The sequence below is a fragment of the Sphingobacterium hungaricum genome (assembly GCF_015210005.1).
Classification (GTDB): Bacteria; Bacteroidota; Bacteroidia; order Sphingobacteriales; family Sphingobacteriaceae; genus Sphingobacterium; species Sphingobacterium hungaricum.
The window spans coordinates 2,161,510-2,185,394 of record NZ_MU158698.1 but is presented as its reverse complement, the minus strand read 5'-3'; the positions used below and the strand labels follow the sequence as shown (position 1 = coordinate 2,185,394).

The following is a 23,885-nucleotide window of genomic DNA, read 5'->3' as shown; positions in this document are numbered from 1 at the left end:
TCATTATTCTAAAGTAATTTTACAACGATGTACCGTAACAGTACATCGTTTTTTTTATGGATAAAAAATTGACAGCTGGTCCGATCGGCGTTTTTGATTCAGGTTTTGGCGGATTAACCGTTTTCAAAGAAATTCAAAAAGCATTGCCTCAATACGATTACATCTATTTAGGCGATAATGCTCGCGTGCCTTACGGAACAAAATCTTTTCAAACGGTTTATGAATACACGAAAGAATGTGTATTCAAGTTATTTGATTTGGGCTGTAATTTGGTCATTCTGGCTTGCAATACCGCATCGGCAAAAGCATTGCGCAGCATCCAGCAACATGACCTACCTCCCGGAAAAAAAGTTCTAGGTGTTATCCGGCCAACGACTGAAATCATTGGTTCTCTAACCAAAACAAAAAAAGTAGGGATTCTTGCGACAACCGGAACCGTCAAGTCAAATTCTTACCCGATTGAAATTCAGAAGTTTTCTCCAGAGGTCGAAGTCTTCCAACAAGATTGTCCATTTTGGGTTCCTTTAGTGGAAAATAATGAAATCGATTCAGACGGCGCGAGATATTACATAAAGAAAGATATCGAAGCGATTTTTGAAAAATCAAATGCTATTGACACCCTGTTATTGGCCTGTACCCACTACCCTATTTTATTGCCGTTGATTCAAGAATTTGTTCCTGCCGGAATAAATATAATTTCTCAAGGGCAGATTGTAGCAGATAGTTTGGTCGAATATTTACAGCGCCACCCTGAAGTGGAAGAATTGTGCAGCAAGCAGTGTAATCTCAAATTTTACACTACAGACCAAGCCAGCGATTTTGAGGAAAAGGCAAATATTTTCTACGGGAAACCTATCCTCGCAGAAAACATTACCGTCTAGCTATTTATTCAAATAAGCGATCGCATACAGTTTCATTTGCTTGATCATGCTTAGCAATCCATTCGCGCGTGTAGGAGAAAGATGTTCTTGCAAACCAATTTGGTTGACAAAATATAAATCCGATTCCGCAATTTCTTTGGGAGTATGGCCAGAAAGAACTTTAACCATTAAACTCACCAGCCCTTTTGTAATGATCGCATCGCTATCAGCCGTAAAATAAATTTTATCGTCCTTAAACTCCGGATGAAGCCATACTCGGGATTGGCATCCTTTGATAATGTACTGCTCTTGTTTATATTGTTCTTCAATCAGTGGAAGTTCCTTGCCCAATTGAATAATGTATTCGTACTTCTCCATCCAATCCTCGTAGAAAGAAAAATCTTCTATAAGTTCGTCTTGTGTTTCGTTGATCGTCATATAATTATAGTAGCATGTTGGCCGCGCGTTGCAAACCACTTACCAAAGCATCAATATCTTCTTTTGTGTTGTAAAGTGCTAGACTCGCACGGATTGTCCCGGGAATACCGAATTGATCCATTACCGGTTGCGCACAATGATGTCCTGTGCGAACCGCGATTCCTAATTTATCCAAAATAACGCCCACATCATACGGGTGCGTTCCTTCAATCAGAAAAGAAATCACAGAACTTCGCTTCTCAGCTGTTCCGATAAAACGGATATTGGGAATTTCTCTTAAGCGCGAATGCGCATAATCAAACAACTCATCTTCGTATGCTTTAATATTTTCTACGCCGATTTCATTGATGTAATCAATTGCAAAGGCCAAACAAATTCCGGCTTCAATATTCGGAGTCCCTGCTTCGAATTTAAATGGCAATTCGTTATAGGTTGTTTTTGCGAAAGTCACTTCTTTGATCATATCGCCTCCTCCTTGATAAGGTGGCAATGCATTTAACAAAGCTTCTTTTCCATACAAAACTCCTACTCCAGTTGGTCCATACATCTTATGTCCAGAAAACACCATAAAATCTACATCCAGATCCTGCACATCGATTTTAATATGCTGAACAGCTTGCGCAGCATCCAAAACCACAGGAACATTGTGTTGATGTGCTGTCGCAATCATTTGCTTTACTGGATTGATTGTACCTAAGGCATTGGAAACATAGGTGAAAGAAACCAATTTCGTGCGTTCATTAAAAAGATTCGCATAAGCAGCTTGATCTAATTCTCCATGTTCGTCCATTGGAATCACGCGCAAAACAGCTCCTTTAAAATCGCATAGCATTTGCCAAGGAACAATGTTCGAGTGATGTTCCATCGCAGAGATAATAATTTCATCGCCTTCGTGAATAAAAGCCTGTCCAAAACAAGTGGCTATTAAATTAATTCCATGCGTTGTACCTGACGTAATGATTACTTCATGCAGTTGCGCAGCATGAATAAAATCTTTTACTTTTTGACGCGTCACTTCAAATGCATCGGTCGAGATCTGACTTAGATAATGCACACCTCGATGCACATTACTATTCATATCTGCATAATAATGATCGATTGCGTCGATGACCTGCTTAGGTTTTTGTGTCGTCGCACCATTGTCCAAATAAACCAAAGGTTTACCATTAACTTCCCTTTTCAAGATAGGAAAATCCGAACGGATACGTGTTATATCGTAATTACTCAATTTTAATTCCTTTGTTAAATTACAAAGTTAAAATATTAAAAACGAATTCAAGTCAACTCTCTGTATTCTTTGCTAATTACTGGCATTTTATTTGGTATTATCAAAATATAAACTTTTTATTAAGCCCTTTTTTTTACATTTGTAGTTGATATGCAAGAGAAACCGTTAAATATTCCTGAGGGATCCAGAAAAGAGGTAATGACATACTTAGAGCCATTCATGTTAAATGAAATGAGCGAATACCTAAAACCTGTTGAGGATATGTGGCAGCCTGCAGATTTTCTTCCAGATTCTTCCAGAGACACGTTTTTTCAAGAAGTAAAAGAGTTGCAAGAGAGTGCTCGCGAATTGCCGTATGATCTTGTTGCAGTTTTGGTCGGTGACACCGTTACTGAAGAAGCATTGCCTACTTACGAATCTTGGTTGACAATGGTTGAAGATGTGGATCGCAATGAGCAAGGCGGATGGATGAGGTGGGTTCGTGCGTGGACTGCAGAAGAAAATCGGCATGGCGATTTATTGAATAAGTATTTATACTTATCCGGAAGAATCAACATGCGTCAATTTGAAATCTCAACACAATATTTAATAAAAGACGGTTTCGATATCGGAACCGGTGCTGATCCTTACCGGAACTTTATTTACACCTCTTTTCAAGAATTAGCGACTAACGTTTCTCACCGTCGTGTAGCTGCACTTTCGAAAAATAATGGAGATCGTCTGCTAGCAAAAATGTGTGGCGTAATCGCCGCTGACGAAGCTCGTCACGCAAAAGCTTATATGTCTTTTATTACACATGCATTTCGTGTGGATCCTAGTGAAGTAATGATTGCTTTTGAAGATATGATGCGCAAAAAAATTGTGATGCCGGCTCATTTATTGCGCGAAGCGGGCGAACCTCAAGGGCAAGCTTTCTCACACTTTTCTGATGCTGCGCAACGTTTAGGTGTTTACACAGCAGTTGACTATGTGCAGATATTAAAAGAATTAAATGCTGATTGGCAAATCGATCAAATTGGAAATTTAAATGAAAAAGGCGAAAAAGCGCGTGATTACTTAATGTCCTTACCTGATCGTCTGTTACGTTTGGCCGATCGAATGAAACTTCCTGAATTGCCTTATAAATTCAAATGGATTTACTAATATAAAAGGATTAAAACCTATTGAAAGCTTTGTAAACAATTACAAAGCTTTTTTTATGTCTTATAATAAATAATTAACGTGAGTTCGGTTTAAGCAGCAAGGAATAATTGTTTATCTTGTTGCTCAAACTGAATATTTAAAGAAGGCTTTTTAGGGAAAAAAGAGTATGCCGCTAAAGCTCCTAAAATATTCAACAAGAAGTTGTTTACCGAGCGATGTCTTGTGTGCTGCAATTTGCAAATATTCTTAAGTTCATCATTCACGCACTCGATGATCGCTCTTTTTCTGAGCATAATTTTATCAGTTTGGCTTAGGTTCATTCCCTTCATATTTTTTCTTGGCTTTGTTACCATTTGGACCCCATTTCCCCAAAGGATATCTGCCATTGCTTTAGAAATATAGCCTTTGTCTCCATACAGTTTTCCGAAAATATCTTTGGTCATATCCATCATATGTTTTAGATTTCTGTCGTCTACATTGCCCTTAGTAAGGTAAAATGAAAGAATATCCCCTTTGTCATTGATTATCAAATGAAGCTTGAAGCCATAAAACCAACCAATTGAACATTGTCCACGCTCGGCTACATCTTTAAAAACTTTATGCTGATGGATCCTTCTGTTATGGCACACTTTGATGTGCGTTGAATCAATGAAATTGATGCCATTGCTTTTTCCCAAACAGCGCATTTTTACAAATAACATAAACAGCATGGCACATCGGGGCTGCAGTTCTACAAAACGGTTATAAGTTGTTAGGCCGGGAAACAGATCTTTCATATGCGGCAAAGCATAATGTACATAAAAAGACTTCAGATTGGTGAACTGACCGTTATGGAACAGTACCATAAGGCTGATCATTTCGCTTTGACAAAGTCCAGTTTTACGGTTGCGCATACCTAATTTTTTGTCCTCGATTCGCTTTTCTTCCAAAATTGGCTGAATTTCTTTACAGAAATCATCCACCTTAACGAAAATTTCAATAACTTTATCTCTAAGCATGGGCTTGATTTATAATTGTAATAATTTGGTTGTCAACTAATTATGTACAAAAATCAAGCCTTTTTTGTCTAAAATCCCAACTATTTTAAACTTTTTCTCATCCCGAACTCACGTTAATTAATACCGACAATTTCGATAATCAGAAAACAATGCGTAAATTTACTTGTCACACTAAGTATTGTTATGCTAAAAGAAAATTTCAACCATTACTCGTTAATTCTAGATCAAACTGCGAGGCGCGTAAAACAATATGCACAAGCTTCATTTTCATTGAACGAAATCGATCTGACAGTTGATCAATGGGCCGTTTTGAAGACCTTGTACGAAAACACGGATTTAACACAAAAAGAACTCGCAGATAAATGCGGCAAGGATCAACCCACATTGACGCGTATCGTGGATTTAATCATTAAGAAAGACTACATTAAACGTATAGAACATCCTTCTGACCGACGATGTCTTCATTTGCAATTGACTGAGGCGGGACTAAAGAAAGTAGAAGATCTTGCTCCAACAGTGTCCAAATTCAGGGAAAAAGCTTGGGAAAATTTAACGAAAGAGGATTTTGAACATTTCACTCGCATATTAAATAAGATTTATCAAAATTTAGAACAAAAATAACATGATCACAACAGATATATGCATTATAGGCGCAGGACCAGTTGGCTTATTTGCCGTTTTTGAAGCAGGATTATTAAAAATGAGATGCCACCTAATCGACGTACTCCCTCAAGTCGGCGGTCAGCTTTCTGAAATTTATCCTCACAAACCCATTTATGACATCCCGGGCTACCCTACTGTCAAAGCTCAGGAATTGATAACTAATCAGATGGAACAGATTGCTCCGTTTCACGCAACATTTTCTCTGGGCGAACGAGTTGAGGAATTAAGAAAACAAGAAGATGGCTCCTTTCATGTTGTCGGTTCGGATGGGACTTTAATTCATTGTCAAGTTGTTGTGATCGCAGGTGGTCTTGGATGTTTTGAACCTAGAAAACCTGAATTAGCAAATTTAGAGCAATTCGAAAAAGCGCATGTGCATTACATGGTCAAAAATCCAGAACATTTTAGAGACAAAAAAATTGTTTTAGCTGGCGGTGGCGATTCCGCATTAGATTGGACGGTTTTCTTAGCCGATATTGCGAAGGAGGTCACGTTGGTGCATCGAAGCGATAGTTTTCGAGGCGCTCCTGATTCCGCAGAGAAAGTCTATCAATTGGCTCAGGCCGGAAAGATTAACTTGTTGCTTTCCCACAATTTAGTTGCTTTGCAAGGAAATGGTTCTTTGAATGCAATCGAATTAACAAACAAACAGAAAGAATCGGTCGTCATCGACACGGAACACTTTATTCCTTTGTATGGGCTAAGCCCAAAATTAGGGCCTATCGCAGATTGGGGATTGAACATTGACAAAAATGCGATTGTAGTGGATACATTTGATTATTCTACAAATGTCGAACGAATCTTTGCGATCGGCGACATCAATACCTATCCGGGAAAACTAAAACTGATCTTATGTGGTTACCACGAGGCTGCTTTAATGGTTCAAAGCGCGTTTAAATATGTGTATCCTGACCAGAAGCTCAGTTTTAAATACACAACAGTCAATGGAGTCAACGCTTTTTAAATATGGATAATATAATCACAATATCGGTCGAAGACCGGGATGGAAAAACGCAGGAATTTGAAGTGCCAACGGATGTGAATTTGAGCCTGATGGAAATATTGAAAGCATCAGAATACGATATTTTGGCCACCTGCGGTGGAATGGCTTTATGCGCCACTTGTCATGTGGAAGTTCTTTCGGGATTCGAAAATCTTCCAGAAGCTGAAGACATTGAATTGGATATGTTAGATACCTTGCCCGATGTCACAGACGACAGCCGTTTGGCTTGCCAAATTCGCTTAAAAAACGAAAATAATGGACTCGCCGTAAGAATTCGCGGAAGTCTTCAATAAATTAATTTTATAGTGTAAAAAGTACACAAACAGAAATACACAAATAAACAACTGAAAAACAAACACTTAACTATATTTTAAGATGCAAAATAACTTAACAGGAGAGAAAAAATACTAACTATTTGTTAGTACATATAGATTATAATTAGGATATTTGCACTAATTAATGCAGTATAAAAAAAACAGCACATGTTATTAAATCGTTCTGAAAGAAGTTACAAAAGAATTATCGTAATTGGTGGAGGATTTGGAGGAGTTGAATTAGCGCGTAAACTGAAAGACAGAGATGTCGAAGTTTTATTGATTGACCGAAACAATTACCATACATTCCAACCTTTACTGTATCAAGTTGCCACAGGCACTTTAGCTTCCGATTCCATTGCTTTTCCTTTGCGCAAAATGTTTAAGTCTCAGCAGAATTTCCGTTTTAGAATGGCTGAGGTTGAACGTATTGACCACGAAAATAAATTTGTTCATACTTCGGTAGGCACTTATGACTACGATTACCTCATCATTGCGACTGGAGCAACGACTAATTTCTTTGGAAACAAAGAAGTGGAACGTTATGCCCTACCGATGAAGAATATTGTGGAAGCTCAAAATATCCGAAGCTACGTGTTGCAGAACTTTGAAGAAGCCGTGCTTCGCAAAAACATGAGCGACCGCGAACGTTATTTAAATTTCGTTGTGGTTGGCGGTGGGCCGACAGGTGTAGAGCTTTCGGGCGCTATCGCTGAAATCCAGCTTCACATGATGAAAAAAGATTACCCAGAATTATCTTCCAACGAAATGAATGTCTACCTGATTGAAGGGATGGGCAAAGTGTTGGGCGCTCTTTCTGAAAAATCTTCCCGCGATGCAGAACGTTACCTAAAAGAATTGGGTGTCAACATCGTTTTAAACACAACCGTTACCAATTACGACGGAAATACGATTACTCTTTCTAACGGAGAAAGTATTCCGACTAAAACAGTTATTTGGGGTGCTGGCGTTATGGGGCAGTTTCCAGAAGGATTGGATAAAGAAATTATTCAGCGCGGAAACAGAATCCAGACAGATGGCCAATGCCGAGTAATCGGAATGCAGGATGTCTATGCAATCGGTGATGTCGCAGCGATGATGACCGAAAAATATCCTCGTGGTTTGCCAGGTGTTGCACCAGCAGCGCAACAGCAAGGAAAATATGTTGCACAGCACATTATGAACAACATGAATGCTCAAGAATCCGAAGATTTCGAATATTTCGACAAAGGTTCGATGGCAACTGTTGGCCGTAACAGAGCTGTAGTGGATTTAAAAAGTTTCCATATGAATGGATTTTTGGCTTGGATGACTTGGATGTTTGTCCATTTGGTCTCCATCTTCGGATTCAGAAACAGAGTGGTCACGTTTGTCAACTGGTCAATAAAATTCTTGACAAAAAACAGTGGTATTCGATTAATTATCAATAAATACCAACGTCCGCAACCTATGGACAAAGTGATTACCGAAGTAGATTAGTTTTCATTTATTAGTATACATCAAAAAGAGACTCACAAGGTCTCTTTTTTTGTGTTTTCAAGATATGGACAAAACCTTTTACACTATGTCAAATCAACTATTATTTTCTACTTCTAACTTGTAAATAACCTGAGCTTTATCAAAACCATCGTAAAAAATATGCAATCTTCCACAATTTGAGCAGTGTACTACTATTTTCATCTCCTTGTACAAATCCATGTAAAATTGCTCTGCATCCGTATACGAAGTATAGTTTTCCAATTCTACATCTGAAATCATCATTTATTGATTAGCATTTGGTATTTCTCCTAATGGAATTATATAATCGCAAACACACCTCAGTTTTGGCATAAAAAATTATTTTAATTTAAAAAAAGAGTTCCAATTGACTTTATATTTTATAATACTCACTTAATTTACACTAATTTAGAAATTAAACCAACAGAATTGTTGGAGGTATCGCCGAAATAATATTCTAAAGAAGTTTCAACCATATGAAAGGTATTTTTCATCGTAATCTAAATTTTCATATTTGGAAATATTTACATTTTACCTTTACTTTTAACTATTCATAAATTTACTAAATGATTCACAAACAAGTAATAAAATTCTCGACAGCAATTACTAATTATTGTACTATTTTCCTTCAATAAGCTTATCTTTTCTACAACCACAAACCCTATCGAGCAAGTAAATGCTAAGCAATTTATGTAACTTTACGCTTCAATTTATTGAATACAATTTTTCTTATGGACAATAAAGCAATCGCCAAGTTATTTAAGTTATGCAGTCAGCTCATGGAACTTTACGACGAAAATCCGTTCCGTGTCAAAGGAATTGCCAGCGCTAGTTTCAAACTGGAAAAGCTTCCTTCCGCAATAGCGAATATGACTTTCGAAGAATTGAGCGCGCAACCTGGAATCGGCAAAAGTACTGCTGAAAAGGTTCAACAGATTATGCTGACTGGAACTTTCCCTGAATTGACCGAACTTTTGGAGAAAACGCCAATCGGCATTCAGGAGATGATGAAAATCAAAGGCCTTGGGCCAAAGAAAATCAAGATAATATGGCAAGATTTGGATATTGAATCCGTTGGTGAATTGTATTATGCCTGCAATGAAAACCGATTGAAGGACGCAAAAGGTTTTGGCTATAAAACTCAAGAGGACATCAAAAAAGCAATTGAATTTGCGACAGCAAGCGAAGGCTGGTTTTTATACGCGAGGGCTTTGCCTTCTGCGAATGCTTTGCTGGAGTTTCTAACTAAACAGCTTCCGGCAGGAACCCAAATTTCTTTTGCAGGAGATTTTAGAAGGAAAGTAGAAGTCTTGCAACAGATTGAATTGATTGCCGATGTCAGTAGAGATGCATTAGAAAATGCGTTAGTTCAGCTGAAATACGAAATGGAATTGGAGGAAACTAAAAATTCTATTTCGTTTAAAGATGAAAACAATTTTTCTTTTCAGGTTTATCCTTCCGAACCTCATTCCTTTGGCACCGACCTATTGTTCAGAACTGGTTCTGAAGCACATATCGAGCAGTTGCAAAAAATCCAAAACCCGATTCCAAATTTTCCGACTGAAAAAGAATGCTACGCTTATCTAGGTCTTGATTATATCGAACCTGAACTTCGCGAGGGTTTCGATGAGTTAGGTTTGGCCAAAGAACATAAATTGCCAGAACTGATTCGCTTTGATGATTTAAAAGGCTCTTTACATAACCATTCGACCTACAGCGATGGAGTTCATACCCTGTCGGAGATGGCTAACTATTGCAAAAACGAATTGAAATTGCAGTATTTTGGAATCTGTGACCACAGCAAAACGGCGGTGTATGCGAATGGGCTTTCTTCAGAACGCGTTCAACAGCAATGGACAGAAATCGACCAATTAAATCAACAACTCGCGCCATTTAAAATTTTAAAAGGCATAGAATCCGATATTTTATCTGATGGGTCTTTGGATTATCCCGATGAGCTATTGAGCCAATTTGATTTTGTGGTGGGTTCCGTGCACAGCAATCTGAAAATGGATGAAGAAAAGGCAACTGCACGATTGATTAAAGCCATAGAAAATCCTTACACAACTATTCTTGGTCACCCAACTGGACGCTTGTTGCTATCCAGAGCAGGTTATCCAATTGACTATAAAAAAGTAATCGACGCTTGTGCAGAAAATAATGTCGTGATTGAAATCAATGCAAATCCGCTTCGCTTGGATATGGATTGGCGCTGGCATCGGTATGCAGTAAGCAAGGGTGTGTTATTTTCCATCAATCCCGATGCGCACCGTACGGAAGGACTGTGGGACATGCATTTCGGAATTGAAGTTGCCCGCAAAGGTGGATTGACAAAAGAGAATTGCCTAAACGCAATGAGCTTAAGCGAAATTGAAGCTTACTTAAAGAAATAAGCGCTTAAAATAGATGAAACAAAAAAGCTGAATTTTTACATTCAGCTTTTTTGTTTTTAGTTTTCCATTCTTTGGAAAACGCCATTGCTATCAAAATACAAATCTGTATCGTTAGCAAGCTCCAATTCAAATCCTTTCTGCGTACGTTCGACAGTAAGAACGCCAATATTAGGATAATTCGTAGTCAGATAAGTTAGAATGGAAGGATTCAAGTAAGAAATGGAAATCGGATTATCTTGATGTCCATCGATTTCAATCCATTCACCATTGATATCAAAATCCAATTCAGTCTGGTCTGCTAACTTCACTTCATACAAAGTTCCGCTTGGGCGAGGTGCATTAAATTTCTGAACCGTTTTAATTTCTTGCGCACCAAAATGTTCTTTAACCAATGAAGTTGCCTTTTCTGGTAAACCTTGAGTCGATTCCTCATGAGAATTTACCGAGGAAGCCGGCGCTGTAGCTTGTTGCGAAGCAACGTCAGTAGTCGTAGAAGCAGGTTTATTGGATGATGTACAGCCAACAAAAACCAAGAGTGTACACGCTATTACAAAAATTTTCATACTTATAATCTTTAAATTCAAAAGTAAAAAACTTTTTAAAGTAAAAAGTAAAAATTCAAAAGTAAAAAACCGTTCTGGCTGTTAATCCTATGCTAGCGCACGCGTTTCGCGTGTGCTTTTTTCCTAGGCACAAGTCACAGCCTTGCGCCAGTGGAGGGTTTTATTTTAAAGCCTCGTTAGAGGCTAAATATTCCGCTATTCTTGATGTTCCGAAGGGACATCAAGAATCAATGATAAAAGCGGATTTGCAATCCGCTAAAATATATTCGGGATTGCAAATCCCGTTTATCTATAGTTCGATATCTCCCTTCGGAGGCTATCGAAAAGCTTAAATAATAAATGGCTGTTCTATTTAAAACAGCTACTTAAAAAAATCTTATCTTAGGATAGAATTGTAATTATGAAGAAGAATTAGTCCCTATTTTTATAAAAATCAAGATTTATGAAACTTTATCTAACGTTGATGCTGTTTTTTGTAACAAACATTAATTTATTTTCTCAATCGAATACATCCGTAAGATTACCAGATAGCTTGATAGTCAATCTTCCTAAAACTGGCCTAGATGAATCTGATAGCTTAAATAAGTATGAGGTTGAGATTTTAAATTACATTTTTAAAGATAATGTTGCTCAATTTGATTTTCTAGATAAGATAATAATTATGTTAAGTGGAAATAGAGGGAAAAAAAACTATTTCAACATGATAAGAGAAAATGCATCTAATAAAAATATACCCCTTGATTTAGGGGAACTTTATGTATTGGATAAAAATGATGAATTAAATTGCAAAGGTGTTGATGCTGTGATTATTTATTGGAGCAAAATTAAATTATCATCAAGTGACGTTCTAAAAAAAGTAAACTCAATCATGTGTAAAAACCTTTCAAAGTAAAAAGTAAAAATTCAAAAGTAAAAAACAGTTCTGGCTGTTAATCCTCTGTTAGCCCGGCTAGCGCACGCGTTTCGCGTGTGTTTTTACTTAGGCACAAGTCAGAGACTTGCGCAAGCGGAGGTTTTATTTTAAAGCCTCGTTAGAGGCTGAATGTTTGTAGAAATCGTCAATATAAATTAAATGCGTGCCTACGGCACGCAACACAATCAAAAAAAAATGTTGCGTACCTACGGCACGCTAATATAATTGCGCATTCTTTTCTACAAATATTTTGCTCCTATGGAGCAATCTTTGATATCTCGAATTTCATAGTTATTTCCCTCTGATAGCGCACGCGTTTCGCGTGTGTTTTTTTTCCTAGGCACAAGTCATAGCCTTGCGCCAGTGGGGGTTTTATTTTAAAGCCTCGTTAGAGGCTAAATGTTTGTAGAAATTGTCAATATATATATATGCGTGCCGTAGGTACGCAACAAAATCAGAAAAATTGTTGCGTACCTACGGCACGCTGATATTATTGCGCCTTCTTTTCTACAAATATTTTGCTCCTACGGAGCAATCTTTGCTATCTCGAATTTCAAAGTTATTTCCCTCTGCTAGCGCACGCGTTTCGCGTGTGTTTTATTTAGGCACAAGTCACAGCCTTGCGCCAGCGAAGATTTTAAATTCAACAATAAAAAACCGTTGTGCTATTCTGGGTGTCCCTGCGGAGGCTATCGAACAGCGTGAGTTTTTGGGATAAAAAAATGAGGCTGTATCATAAATCAATTTTGAACATCTTTTGCCAAATTAAGTTTTGAGCAAATGATTAAAGTTAGTAAAACGGGCAATTTTCGATGTGAAAATTGCCCGTTTTTTCTTTGTAAACAGTCACCTTAATCTGATGGCCAAATTTTATTTTGTAAAGCCAACTTCAATTTTACTTTTGATACAGCCTCATTCTTATTGTATCGAGCTAAAAGTTCTTCCTCTATGGATTAGGGGGCTTCCAATCGAAGCACTTACATCTTTTTGAATTTTTACTTTTTAATTTTGAATTGCTTATTATGGGTCAAGGCGAACAAACTCACCGTTTGCGTTGAATTCCAAATCCAAACCATTCACTAAATCAACTTCAAAACCTACCCTTGTTTTTTCGATAGCATTAATGGTTGTTGATGCGTAATTAGTTTCGATGTAGGTAACAATAACCGGTAAGATAAAGCCTGTTGGCAATGAAACATTATCTTCTCCGTCAACATCTGTCCAATTTCCGTTTTTGTCGAAATCAATTTCAACGCGGTTGTCCAAGTCAACAGAATATTCGGTGCCGTTGCTCGAAGCTGTAGTTTGTTTCTCTACGCGCAAAACTTTTGCAGAAGGAAAATTTGTGGAGATGAAGGTTTTAGCCGTTGCAGGCAATTCATTTTCGCTGACAACGCTTTCTTTCTCACAAGAAGTGAATAACGCAACGAATAATACGGGAATAGCTAATAATAGATTTTTCATTTTTTATATATTTTTTAATTTAAAATTTGTGTGCTTATTTTAGTCATCTATGCGAAGGAAATCACCTTTGGCATTAAATTCAAGCTCTAAATCATTTGAAATTTCAACTTCTATCAATCGAGAAGATTTTTTGATTTTAACGATTTGCGTTTCAGGAAAACTTTTCTTCACATAGTCCTGAATTTTAACAGGGACAAGCTTCGCTGGAATAGCCGTACGGTCGCCGTCTACTTCTTTCCAATTTCCTTTTGCGTCAAACTCAATTTCCGTTCCATTTTTTAACCTAACCTTAAATTCTTTGGTTAAATTTTCTCTTTCTTCCGCAACGTAAGAGACATCCTGTTGAGAGAAATTACCTTTCACGAAAGATTGTGCGTTGGCAGGAAGTTGTTCGAATCTGATGATTTTATCTTGCGCTTGTGCGCTGTTCAATCCAAAAACCAATAATCCGGCTGTTAAAATTTTACTTACTGTTTTCATATCCTTGTTCTTTTAATTTATACAACAAAAGTCAGGACAGAATTGGGAAAGATTTAGGAATTTTTAAAGTTTAAAGAAAAAACATGAAAATTATTTTCGAAAGAATAAACAATCGACAATCCTGGATAGGAATCAACAATCGATTTTACAATGGCTAATCCCAATCCATTCGATAGAGCGTCTTGAGATTGCTTATGAAAACGCTGGAAAATAAACTTTTCATTTAGAGGAAGCCCAGTTGAAGAATTTCGAATCTTCCATTCGCCTTGCGTAATCTCAATCGCTATTACGCCTTCAGCATGATTGTATTTAATTGCATTGCGGAGCAAATTTGATATCAATACCTGAGCAAGATTTGGGTTCATGCTGACATAAAAATCAGCTTTGCACTCCAGCCTCAAATCCAGCTGTTTAAAAGCAATGAGGTCTTCATAGTCGTTGATGACTTCCCGCGTACTGTCGTTAAAAGAAATTTGTTCAACATCTTGAAACTGCCGATTCTCTATTCTTGATAGCATAAGCAAGGATTTATTGAGGTTTACCATGCGATGGATGGCATCTTTTGTTTCAGCCAGCTGAACCAAATGTTTTTCCGGCAAGTCTTCATCTTCCATCAATAAATCCAGTCGGTTAATCGTAATCGCTAGAGGCGTTTGCAATTCATGCGAAGCATTTTCAATAAATCGCTTCTGCTCCGCAAATACATCCTCATTTCGTTGAATCATCTGATTGATTTCCGTATTCAGTTGATTAAATTCGATGACATTCGATTCTACCTTCGCCAGATTATTGACACCTCCAAAGCGATAGGCTTGCAAATTTTGCAGAATCTTGCGAAAAGGACGATAGGCTTTCGTAAGCACAAATTGATTAATCAAAAAGATGCTTAAAACAATCACGATATACAACACCAGCAACGCCGTCGCAAGGTCCAGCATCAAATCATCTTCTTCGACTGTCGACGTACGGATTTCTAGACTATATGTTTTGCCATCTTTGGCATAAAAACCGGTCTTTAAGATGCGATAAGGTTCGTCTTCTTCATCGTAAGGCATGTAAATAAATTCGTTCCTAAAAACATTCACTGGCGAATAATCTTTTTCATCAACTTGTACAATCCGAAATTGATTAACTCCAAAAGCTTTGGTTTCTAAGAGTTCAGGATTTCCATACGCTTCGCGAATGATTTCGATTTTCTGATTCTTCAATCCATCATCCACATTGTCATAGACTTCATCCAGAATGTAGGCATAAAACAAGGAAGCCCATATAGCCATCACCAGCAATATTCCTGGAATAAGGTAACGTAACGTATAATTTTTTAGAGAAATCTGCATTTATATCAATTTATAGCCAACCCCATACACCGCTTGGATATCCACCAAAGCATCCGCATCTTTTAACTTTTTCTTTAAGTTTTTAATCTGCGAATAAATAAAATCCAATCGGTCGGCTTGGTCAATATGGTCGCCCCAAACAGCTTCGGCCAATGTTGTTTTCTGCATCAATTTCTCTGGCCTATTCATAAAATAACGCATAAGCTCAAATTCCTTTCGATTAAGGTTGATTGGCACATCGGAAACATACACCACTCGGTCTTCGGTATTTAAGCTCACATTTTTATACCGAATCATTGGGTCGAACTGTACATTCTTGCGACGAATTGTCGATTTTATTCGAGCCAATAGTTCCGCTAGATGAAATGGCTTCGCCAAATAATCATCGGCACCAAGTTCCAGGCCCATAACTTTATCTTCGACCGAATCCTTTGCCGACAGGATAATCACAGAATCATCCTTCCCTATCGCGCGCAGTTCTTTTAATAAATCCATTCCGCTCCCATTGGGAAGCATGATATCCAATAAAATACAATCGTAAGCGTAGTTCGTAATTTTTGTCAATCCCGAATAATAATCTTCCGCCAATTCGACAACAAAATGTTCGTTCAGTAAAAAATCTTGCATGGTGCTTCGCAATGCCGGCTCGTCTTCGATAATTAACACTTTCATACGCTGGATAAAAATACAGATTTACAAGAATAAATCAGGATTTAGGAAAGAATTAGGAATTTCTGTTACGAAGTATTCTCGGATACGCTAATAATCAATCGCTTCGCAAGAAGAATTCTTCAAAAAACGGAACAAATAGTATCTTTGTTAGCAATGTATTAATATGAAATATTTTTAGAATTTAACTTAAACATTTCAGCCTATTATACGTTAATTAGAGGTACACAAAAAAACACTATTAAGGTTTGAATAAATTTAGCCGTATTGCTTTAAAAACAATTCTTTGGATTTTGGGCTCAATAATAGCCCTTTTATTATTACTTATCTTTCTTATACGGCTTCCATCAGTTCAAAATTATGTAGTTGGAAAAGTAACTACTTATCTCGAAAATAAAATCGGCACTCCTGTGGATATCGGATACGTAAACATTACGTTCCCAAAGAAATTGGTTCTCGAAAACATTTATTTTGAAGACCAGAGCAAAGATACCTTAATCGCTGGAGAAAAGCTTTTGGTCGACATCAACATGTTTAAGTTATTAAAAAACACGGTTGAGATTAACGAGATTGAATTGGAAGGCATTACCGCAAAAATCAATCGCAAGCTTCCCGACGGCGCTTTTAATTTTGATTACATCGTTAAAGCATTTGCTTCGCAAGAAGAAAGTGCCCCTACTGCAGATAGTTCTTCGGCCTTGACTTTCGATATAAAAGATGTTTTACTCGAACGCATCCGCTTTGTGTATTCCGATGAAGTAATTGGAACTTCTGCAGATATCAATTTAAAACATCTCGACACGCGCATTAAGAAATTCGACCTGACAAATAACATGGCTTTCGATTTGCCAAAAGTCAATATCGACGGTCTTTCTGCGGTAGTCAAACAATGGGCTCCGGCAACTGAAGCAACTACGCCAACAGCAGAGGATTTCGGAATTACCGATGAAAGTGTGGAAACCGCATCGCTTCTACCCGATATCGGAATGGAAACGCTGAACCTAAAAAATATTTTTGTCCGCTATGAAGATGCTTCATCGGCAATGAAAACCAAATTTGATATTAAAAGCCTAGTTGCAGACATCGAACAGTTCGACTTGAACAAAGAAATCGTTCGATTGAACAATTTAGCGTTGGATGGTTCGGATTCTGAAATCCTTTTCGGAAAGCTGGTCAAAAAAGCAGAACCTGCGACAGCATCGGATACAACAAGTACTTCTTCTGTCAATTGGATTGTTTCAGCAAATAAAGTGGCAATCAACAAAACCAATCTTTGGTTTAAAGACGATAATCAAGCGCGCATGAAAGGCTTTGATTATGGAAATATCAAAATCACGGATTTCTTAGGAAATCTTCAGGACTTGTATTATTCTTCGGATTCGATTTCGGGTTCGTTAAAAAACTTAACAGCTAAAGATCATTCAGGATTGCTGATCAAGAAATTGCAAGCTGATTTTGTCTATACAAACACAGGCGCAGTTATTGAAAACTTATTGGCGGAAACGCCAAAATCAATCATCAAAGATTACATCAAAGTTAGCTATCCGTCGTTGGATGTGCTGAGCACAAAGCCAGAACTTGTAAAAGTGGAGGCAAATATTGCTAAGAGTTACATCGACATGAGCGATATCAACTATTTTGCTCCGGATTTGCAAGCGATGGATGTGATGAAACCTTTGATGAACAAACGTTTCTATGTGGATAGCAAAATTTCAGGAAGCCTGAATGACTTGAACATTCCAAGATTTGAATTCAAAACGTTGCAGAATACGCATATCATTGCGACAGCAAAAATAAAAGGACTTCCAGATCCCGATAAATTAAATATCGACCTGAATTTAAAGAAAATGGTCACGAGCAAACGTGATTTGGATCAGTTGATTGCAAAATCCATGTTGCCAGAAAGCATTCAGCTTCCAAATTCGATCAGCCTTGCAGGAACTTTTAAAGGTGGATTATCTGGTTTTAATGCAGATTTGAAATTAGTTACGGAAAAAGGAAATGCGGTCGTTAATGGAAACTTGAACATGGGCGCAAGAGACACGACTTACGATGCATTTGTTCAGATTTCAGACTTTAACCTTGGCCATTTGCTAAATCAGGATTCTGTTTTAGGAATTATTTCGGCGGAAGCCAATGTCAAAGGGGAAGGATTGAATCCAAAGACCATGGTTGCTGATGTTCAAGGTAAAATAAATCGCTTGGATGCGTTGGGCTACCAGTACCATGACATCAACTTGGATTTAACCGCTTCGAATGGCGATATCGCCGGAACGATCAATAGCCCCGATCCAAACATAGATTTCGACTTGGAATTGTCGGCAAACATGAAAGAGCAATATCCAAAGGTCAACATGGAATTGATGATCGACAGCGTCAATCTGAAAAACTTAAAGTTGATGGATGATGAATTCCGTTATCACGGAAAGATCAATGCTGATTTTGAAACAGCTGACCTTAATTTTCTGAATGGATCGATTGTCGTCAGCAATTCATCGATTGCGTTCAACGATGAGCGATATTCGTTGGATACGGTTTCATTAGTCGCGACAGCAGACACATCGAAAAACACGATTGTGCTAGATTCTGAGTTCTTGAATGCGCATTTGGTTGGAAAGTATACACTGGCCGAATTACCGATGGCGATTGAAGACATTATCCACATGTATTACAACCCGAGCGGTACAGCTTTGGAAGCAAAAACCTATTCGCCTCAGCAATTTGAATTTTCGGCGCGCGTGAATCATTCGCGATTTATTCGGAATTTCCTGCCGGAATTGGAACAAATGCAAGACATCACGCTGGATGGAACTTTCAACAGTGCAGACAAAAGCATCATGGCCAAGCTACTGGCACCCAAGGTAATTTATAGCGGAACTGAAATTGAAAATGTCGGTTTGGATATTATCACGGTTGATAGCACACTGTATTATTCATCCCTTATCAAACGGATTAAAGTCAGCAACATCGAATTGCTCAACACGGTCATCAGTGGTTCAGTCATTGAGAATCATGTAGATTTTGGTTTATGGATCAAAGATAAATTAGGCAAAGACAATTACTACCTTGGCGCTGACATGCGTGTCGCTGATAATAACTACATATTAAGCTTGAAGGAAGACGGCTTGATGCTGAATTATGATACTTGGAACATCGTCCCAGACAACCAAATTAGCTTCGGTACGAATGGAATTCGAGCGAACAATTTCAAATTAACGCATGATGGTCAGGAACTGATGATCCAATCGCAGGATTCAACAGCCAACTCTCCTATCGATTTAATTTTCAACAATTTTAGGATTGAAACCCTGACGGAAATGTTGAATTCTGAAACCTTAAAATTAGGTGGTGGAATCAATGGAAACGCAACCATCAGTCGCTTGGATGCTAGTCCAGTTTTTGTATCGGATTTAACGATAGACAAATTTTTCTTCGGAACAGATACGATCGGAAATGTAGCCATCAAAGTAAATAATGAAACCGAAAACACATTTTCTGCGGATGTGCGCATCACCGAAAATGGAAATGACGTAAATCTAATTGGTCAATTTATTTCGGTTCCAGGCGAGGATGCAAAAATCGATGCTACATTGGATTTAAAACCAATGCGCTTGAAAACTATTGAAGCATTCAGCTTGGGCAACTTGCAAAATTCAGATGGAGATATTACAGGAAGCCTGAAAATTACTGGAACTACGAGTGCACCTAGGATTAACGGAAGTTTGCTATTCAACAATGGTCGTTTGAATGTGTCAATGCTGAACGCTGACTTCTTAATGAATAACCAATCGATTTATTTCAACGATCAAGGTATTCAATTCAGGCAATTTGAAATTAAAGACCCTCGAGGAAATTTAGCGAAGCTAAATGGAACAATCAAGACAACTACCTACACGGATTTTGCTTTTGGGCTGAATCTGACAACTGATAATTTTGCAGTCGTCAATTCTACACGAGAGGACAATGATTTGTTCTTCGGAAAAATGTATGTGACGTCGAACCTGCGCATCGGTGGTGATTTAAACAAGCCTTCGATTGACGGAAATGTCACTGCAAATGAAAATACAGATTTTGTATTTATTGTTCCAAATGAAAATCCTGGTGTGGCTCAGCGAGATGGTGTCGTTGTATTTGTTGACAAAAGCGATACATTATCCAACAATGTTTTTGCAAAGTTAGATTCCATGACTACAGCTAGCGAGGCTTTGTCTGGTTTTGATATCGCATTGAACCTAACCACCAATCGCGAAGCGAAGTTTAAAGTAATTTTGGATGAAGGAACAAATAATGCATTGAATATTCAAGGTATTGCAGAAATCAACACGACAATTGACGCAAGTCAAAAAATTACGATGTCAGGAACATTCACGGTTGAAAAAGGAGATTTCTCATTTACATTCAGCGGGGTGACGAAAGATTTTGGTTTCCAGAAAGGAAGTACAATTACCTGGAACGGAGATCCATTGGATGCCCGATTGGATATTACGGCATTATATTCTGGCAAGTTTGCGACACTAGAACTTGTACAAAATCAAATTGGTGCAGAAAGCCAGAATTTGTATAAACAGCGCATTCCATTTGACGTGAAGCTGATGTTGAGCGGTGAACTCTTCAAACCTGAGATTACATTCGATATTGATTTGGATGAAAATAGCGCTTTGGTTTCTCAAGATGTCGTGAGCAAAGTAAACATTGCACTTTCTGCTTTGCGCGAAGATCCGGCAGAATTAAATAAGCAAGTCTTTTCATTGATTGTTCTGGGAAGATTTATGGCCGCGAATCCATTTGAAAGTTTATCTGGAGGTGCTGGTGCCGAAGGGATTGTCCGCGGTCAAATTAGCTCGTTCTTGACGAGTCAATTGAACAACTTGGCTTCGAACTTAGTGAAAGGTGTTGAATTGGATTTCAATTTAAATTCTGAACAAGATTACTTAACCGGAACAGCGCAAAATAGAACAGACTTAAATGTCGGTATTTCCAAAATGCTATTTGATGACCGATTGAAAATCACGATTGGATCGAACTTCGAAGTTGAAGGAAATGCACGTCCGGGCGAACAAACGAACAACATTGCGGGCGATATCTCCTTAGATTATCAATTATCGCAAGACGGTCGTTACATCGCGCGCGTCTATCGTAAAAATCAATACCAAGCGACTTTAATGGGTCAGTTTGTCGAAACAGGATTAGGTTTTGTAGTCAACATGAATTATGACAAATTCAAGGAATTGTTCATGAATTCAAAAGCTTTGGAACAATATTACAATGTGGATAGCAAACAATTCAGAAGACGTTTCGACACGGAACGTATGGAAACAGATTCTGTTTACCGCGATAGCATCCGTGAGGTGATTCGCGATAGCTTAATGATCCATAGTCCAGAATACAGAAAACGCTTGGAAGAAAGAAAAAAGGAAGAATTGAAGCAACAGCAACAAGACTCGACAACAAATAATCCATCTCCTTCGACAACAGATCGAGATACATCAAATAAAGCAATTCGGAATGAAGAACAAGAAAGGAGAGAAAATGAATCATAACGTAAAATACAGTATTTTGATTCCTATCGCTTTGCTCTTAGTTGCAAGTTGTAACAGCACGAAGTATCTTGCTGAAGGCGAGCATTTGTATGATGAAGGGATTGTAGAAATACAAAATGACACCTTGGACAAAGAGCGCAAGAAAACATTTGAAGGGAATCTGGAGGAATTGCTTATGCCAAAACCAAATAAGAAATTATTGGGCTGGCGGTATAAATTAGGATTCTACAATTTAGGTGGCGGTCCTGATACGACAAAGAATTTTATCAAAAACTGGCTCAAAAAACAAGGTGAGAAACCGGTGCTTTTAAGTGACGTAAACCGCGAATACAACGAAAACATCGTTAGAAATCGTTTAGAAAATATTGGTTTTTTTAACGCGAGCGTATTATCGGATACCATCATTGATGGAAAGTTCGCTAAAGTAAAATATGATGCTTATCCAGGAAAAATATACCGCATCGGATCCGTTAAGTTTGATGTCGATAGCACCAAAGCTTTGGGAAAAGACATCCTTAAAACGCGCGATGGAACATTATTGGCTGTCGGAAAAAATTACAGCTTAGATAATATTTTGAACGAACGGGATCGCATCGATAATTACCTGAAAGATCAAGGCTACTACTACTTTAGTCCAGATGATCTGTTGATCGAAGTGGATTCAACTATTGGAAATCACAAGGTCGATATGTATCTGACGGTTAAAAAAGAAACTGCCGCAAAGGCTAAGGAACCTCAGAAAATCGGGAACATCTACGTATATCCGAATTATCAATTAACGGGTTCAGGCTACAGACGTGCGAATCCACGACAATTGGAATTGTATGATGACCAACTATACATTATCGATCCAGAAAACACATTCAGAAAGAAAGTCATTAAAAACCATATTTTCTTTCAGCGAGGCGAGTTATATAATCGTCATGACCACAACTTAACGATTAACCATTTAGTAAATCTAAATGCCTTTAAGTTTGTGAAAAACACATTTGAAGATAATCCAGATTCTACTAACACGATGGATATCTATTATTACTTGACGCCATTGCAGAAAAAGAATCTGCGTTTTGAGGTGATCGGAAAAACTGCGAGTGTTTACAATGGAACGGAGGCAACAGTCAATTGGCAATTGAGAAATGCTTTCAAAGGTGCAGAAACTTTTACTGTTTCCGTTTTTGGAGGATACGAAACTCAAACAGGCGGTAGCGTGAATTTGAATTCCAGCTACCTCCGTTATGGAGCAGAGGTCGGAATTGTATGGCCACGCCTGATTGCTCCATTCAATTGGCAAACCGGAGATCGCTATATTCCTAAAACCTATACCAAAGTTGGGTATGAATTTTTAAATCGCCGAACGGCTTATACATTAAATTCGCTCTCATTCAATTATGGCTACAATTGGAAAGAAAATGACCGTAAGCAACATGATTTAGCGCTGGCAGAAATTATTTATGCGCGCCCTAGAAACATTACGGCAGAGTACCAAGCGCAAATGGATACTGTTCCAACATTGCGCCATATCGTCGATACCACTTTTACTTTTGGCCCGAATTACAATTACACCTACACCAATACCATGGACCAGAGTAAACGAAATACGATGTACTTTAAGGGAGGAATAAATTTATCTGGTAACGTATTGGGATTGATTCAAGGAGCAGATTATAAAGAAGGAAATATTAAAAGGGTTTTTAATACCGCATATTCTCAATTTGTGAAATTGGAAGGTGATTTTAGGCATTATCTAAAACTGGGGCCTGACGCCCAGCTTGCGTCGAGGATTATGGTCGGAACAAGTTATTCGTACGGAAATTCAAGAGCCCTACCCTATTTGAAACAGTATTTTACGGGAGGCCCGAATGGTCTTCGCGCATTTAGAGCTCGTGCGGTAGGTCCGGGTTCGTCAATGCCAGAGAATCTGGGAGAAGATAATTTCTTTGCTGACCAAACAGGAGATTTGAAATTAGAATTAAATACAGAATACCGCGCTAAAATTGCAGGAATCTTTCATTGGGCCGCATTTATTGATGCAGGAAATGTTTGGTTGCAAAATGCAGATCCAAATAAACCAGGAGGCCAGATTTCCAAAGATTTCTTAAGCGAATTAGCTGTTGGCGGTGGTTTAGGATTACGATTTGACTTATCGTTCTTAATCTTAAGAACGGATTTAGCAATTCCTTTCCGAGTTCCTTACAATGCAAAATCCGACCGTTGGGTTTTCAATAAAATTGATTTCGGCAATTCAAATTGGAGAAGAGATAACCTTGTATTTAACTTAGCAATTGGTTATCCATTTTAATTTGGAGCTGAAGGAAGTTATGAGAGTTTAGAAAGCTAAAATAAATTAAGTTTTACTTCTCAAATCTCCTATCTGAAATCTCA

General features: G+C 38.0%; 20 protein-coding genes. 11 read left to right on the top strand and 9 right to left on the bottom strand.

All coding sequences use genetic code 11. The annotated features are described in order from the left end of the window. The first annotated feature begins 56 nt into the window (after positions 1-56). Complete coding sequence (gene murI / locus C4F49_RS12720) at positions 57-881, top strand: glutamate racemase (protein ID WP_196936210.1); 825 nt, start codon at positions 57-59, stop codon at positions 879-881. On the opposite strand, the gene C4F49_RS12715 is transcribed toward murI, so the two are convergent. Next, positions 882-1,298, bottom strand: coding sequence for a SufE family protein (locus C4F49_RS12715; protein ID WP_196936209.1), 417 nt, complete (start codon positions 1,296-1,298; stop codon positions 882-884). It abuts the gene before it with no gap. Positions 1,299-1,302: 4 nt separating this feature from the next. Beyond that, entirely contained in the window at positions 1,303-2,526 is a 1,224-nt protein-coding gene (locus C4F49_RS12710; RefSeq protein WP_196936208.1) for an aminotransferase class V-fold PLP-dependent enzyme, read from the bottom strand. A 150-nt stretch (positions 2,527-2,676) separates the two neighbouring features. On the opposite strand from C4F49_RS12710, the gene C4F49_RS12705 reads away from it, so the two are divergent. Then, positions 2,677-3,669, top strand: coding sequence for an acyl-ACP desaturase (locus C4F49_RS12705; protein ID WP_196936207.1), 993 nt, complete (start codon positions 2,677-2,679; stop codon positions 3,667-3,669). A gap of 89 nt (positions 3,670-3,758) precedes the next feature. On the opposite strand, the gene C4F49_RS12700 is transcribed toward C4F49_RS12705, so the two are convergent. Continuing rightward, on the bottom strand, positions 3,759-4,667 hold the full coding sequence (locus tag C4F49_RS12700) for an IS982 family transposase (RefSeq protein WP_196934848.1): 909 nt from the start codon (positions 4,665-4,667) through the stop codon (positions 3,759-3,761). A 183-nt stretch (positions 4,668-4,850) separates the two neighbouring features. Between C4F49_RS12700 and C4F49_RS12695 the strand changes: the two genes are divergently transcribed. The 4 genes from C4F49_RS12695 to C4F49_RS12680 all read left to right on the top strand — a co-directional run bounded on the left by C4F49_RS12695 (position 4,851) and on the right by C4F49_RS12680 (position 8,126). Further along, positions 4,851-5,288, top strand: a complete 438-nt coding sequence (locus C4F49_RS12695; RefSeq protein ID WP_196936206.1) for a MarR family winged helix-turn-helix transcriptional regulator — start codon at positions 4,851-4,853, stop codon at positions 5,286-5,288. A gap of 1 nt (position 5,289) precedes the next feature. Continuing rightward, positions 5,290-6,294: an NAD(P)/FAD-dependent oxidoreductase gene (locus C4F49_RS12690; protein WP_196936205.1), complete on the top strand. Its 1,005-nt coding sequence runs from the start codon at positions 5,290-5,292 to the stop codon at positions 6,292-6,294. Positions 6,295-6,296: 2 nt separating this feature from the next. Beyond that, a complete protein-coding gene (locus C4F49_RS12685; protein WP_196936204.1) occupies positions 6,297-6,626 on the top strand; it encodes a 2Fe-2S iron-sulfur cluster-binding protein in 330 nt (109 codons plus the stop codon). A 189-nt stretch (positions 6,627-6,815) separates the two neighbouring features. Next, complete coding sequence (locus C4F49_RS12680) at positions 6,816-8,126, top strand: NAD(P)/FAD-dependent oxidoreductase (RefSeq protein WP_196936203.1); 1,311 nt, start codon at positions 6,816-6,818, stop codon at positions 8,124-8,126. Positions 8,127-8,219: 93 nt separating this feature from the next. On the opposite strand, the gene C4F49_RS12675 is transcribed toward C4F49_RS12680, so the two are convergent. Further along, positions 8,220-8,405 carry a hypothetical protein gene (locus C4F49_RS12675; protein ID WP_196936202.1) on the bottom strand — a complete coding sequence of 62 codons (186 nt, stop codon included), beginning with the start codon at positions 8,403-8,405 and terminating at the stop codon, positions 8,220-8,222. Positions 8,406-8,875: 470 nt separating this feature from the next. On the opposite strand from C4F49_RS12675, the gene C4F49_RS12670 reads away from it, so the two are divergent. Next, positions 8,876-10,537, top strand: a complete 1,662-nt coding sequence (locus C4F49_RS12670) for a DNA polymerase/3'-5' exonuclease PolX (RefSeq protein WP_196936201.1) — start codon at positions 8,876-8,878, stop codon at positions 10,535-10,537. A gap of 56 nt (positions 10,538-10,593) precedes the next feature. On the opposite strand, the gene C4F49_RS12665 is transcribed toward C4F49_RS12670, so the two are convergent. Further along, positions 10,594-11,100: a PepSY-like domain-containing protein gene (locus tag C4F49_RS12665; RefSeq protein ID WP_196936200.1), complete on the bottom strand. Its 507-nt coding sequence runs from the start codon at positions 11,098-11,100 to the stop codon at positions 10,594-10,596. A 442-nt stretch (positions 11,101-11,542) separates the two neighbouring features. Here C4F49_RS12665 and C4F49_RS12660 point away from each other — a divergent pair, with 442 nt between their 5' ends. Both C4F49_RS12660 and C4F49_RS12655 read left to right on the top strand, forming a co-directional pair. Continuing rightward, the gene (locus C4F49_RS12660) at positions 11,543-11,992 is read left to right on the top strand and encodes a DUF8192 domain-containing protein (protein ID WP_196936199.1); all 450 of its coding nucleotides are present in this window, start codon (positions 11,543-11,545) and stop codon (positions 11,990-11,992) included. A 433-nt stretch (positions 11,993-12,425) separates the two neighbouring features. Further along, on the top strand, positions 12,426-12,731 hold the full coding sequence (locus C4F49_RS12655; RefSeq protein ID WP_196936198.1) for a hypothetical protein: 306 nt from the start codon (positions 12,426-12,428) through the stop codon (positions 12,729-12,731). Between the two features lie 302 nt (positions 12,732-13,033). On the opposite strand, the gene C4F49_RS12650 is transcribed toward C4F49_RS12655, so the two are convergent. From C4F49_RS12650 to C4F49_RS12635, 4 genes are read right to left on the bottom strand one after another with little or no spacing between them, the layout of a single operon-like run. Next, positions 13,034-13,477 (bottom strand): PepSY-like domain-containing protein, encoded by a 444-nt coding sequence (locus C4F49_RS12650; protein WP_196936197.1) that lies wholly within the window; start codon positions 13,475-13,477, stop codon positions 13,034-13,036. Between the two features lie 39 nt (positions 13,478-13,516). Then, entirely contained in the window at positions 13,517-13,957 is a 441-nt protein-coding gene (locus C4F49_RS12645) for a PepSY-like domain-containing protein (RefSeq protein ID WP_196936196.1), read from the bottom strand. 53 nt (positions 13,958-14,010) lie between these two features. Continuing rightward, entirely contained in the window at positions 14,011-15,294 is a 1,284-nt protein-coding gene (locus tag C4F49_RS12640; RefSeq protein WP_196936195.1) for a sensor histidine kinase, read from the bottom strand. Next, on the bottom strand, positions 15,295-15,966 hold the full coding sequence (locus C4F49_RS12635) for a response regulator transcription factor (protein WP_196936194.1): 672 nt from the start codon (positions 15,964-15,966) through the stop codon (positions 15,295-15,297). 407 nt (positions 15,967-16,373) lie between these two features. On the opposite strand from C4F49_RS12635, the gene C4F49_RS12630 reads away from it, so the two are divergent. Together C4F49_RS12630 and tamL are read left to right on the top strand one after the other, a co-directional pair. After that, positions 16,374-21,503, top strand: a complete 5,130-nt coding sequence (locus tag C4F49_RS12630) for a translocation/assembly module TamB domain-containing protein (protein ID WP_231388305.1) — start codon at positions 16,374-16,376, stop codon at positions 21,501-21,503. Further along, positions 21,469-23,802 carry a translocation and assembly module lipoprotein TamL gene (gene tamL / locus C4F49_RS12625; protein WP_196936192.1) on the top strand — a complete coding sequence of 778 codons (2,334 nt, stop codon included), beginning with the start codon at positions 21,469-21,471 and terminating at the stop codon, positions 23,800-23,802. Before C4F49_RS12630 ends, tamL begins: the two co-directional genes overlap by 35 nt. Positions 23,803-23,885 lie beyond the last annotated feature (83 nt).

Coding starts and splice junctions, on each gene's coding strand:
- murI (WP_196936210.1), top strand. CDS start 57: ATGGATAAAAAATTGACAGCTGGTCCGATCGGCGTTTTTGATTCAGGT.
- C4F49_RS12715 (WP_196936209.1), bottom strand. CDS start 1,298: ATGACGATCAACGAAACACAAGACGAACTTATAGAAGATTTTTCTTTC.
- C4F49_RS12705 (WP_196936207.1), top strand. CDS start 2,677: ATGCAAGAGAAACCGTTAAATATTCCTGAGGGATCCAGAAAAGAGGTA.
- C4F49_RS12700 (WP_196934848.1), bottom strand. CDS start 4,667: ATGCTTAGAGATAAAGTTATTGAAATTTTCGTTAAGGTGGATGATTTC.
- C4F49_RS12695 (WP_196936206.1), top strand. CDS start 4,851: ATGCTAAAAGAAAATTTCAACCATTACTCGTTAATTCTAGATCAAACT.
- C4F49_RS12690 (WP_196936205.1), top strand. CDS start 5,290: ATGATCACAACAGATATATGCATTATAGGCGCAGGACCAGTTGGCTTA.
- C4F49_RS12685 (WP_196936204.1), top strand. CDS start 6,297: ATGGATAATATAATCACAATATCGGTCGAAGACCGGGATGGAAAAACG.
- C4F49_RS12680 (WP_196936203.1), top strand. CDS start 6,816: ATGTTATTAAATCGTTCTGAAAGAAGTTACAAAAGAATTATCGTAATT.
- C4F49_RS12675 (WP_196936202.1), bottom strand. CDS start 8,405: ATGATTTCAGATGTAGAATTGGAAAACTATACTTCGTATACGGATGCA.
- C4F49_RS12670 (WP_196936201.1), top strand. CDS start 8,876: ATGGACAATAAAGCAATCGCCAAGTTATTTAAGTTATGCAGTCAGCTC.
- C4F49_RS12665 (WP_196936200.1), bottom strand. CDS start 11,100: ATGAAAATTTTTGTAATAGCGTGTACACTCTTGGTTTTTGTTGGCTGT.
- C4F49_RS12660 (WP_196936199.1), top strand. CDS start 11,543: ATGAAACTTTATCTAACGTTGATGCTGTTTTTTGTAACAAACATTAAT.
- C4F49_RS12650 (WP_196936197.1), bottom strand. CDS start 13,477: ATGAAAAATCTATTATTAGCTATTCCCGTATTATTCGTTGCGTTATTC.
- C4F49_RS12645 (WP_196936196.1), bottom strand. CDS start 13,957: ATGAAAACAGTAAGTAAAATTTTAACAGCCGGATTATTGGTTTTTGGA.
- C4F49_RS12640 (WP_196936195.1), bottom strand. CDS start 15,294: ATGCAGATTTCTCTAAAAAATTATACGTTACGTTACCTTATTCCAGGA.
- C4F49_RS12635 (WP_196936194.1), bottom strand. CDS start 15,966: ATGAAAGTGTTAATTATCGAAGACGAGCCGGCATTGCGAAGCACCATG.
- tamL (WP_196936192.1), top strand. CDS start 21,469: ATGAAGAACAAGAAAGGAGAGAAAATGAATCATAACGTAAAATACAGT.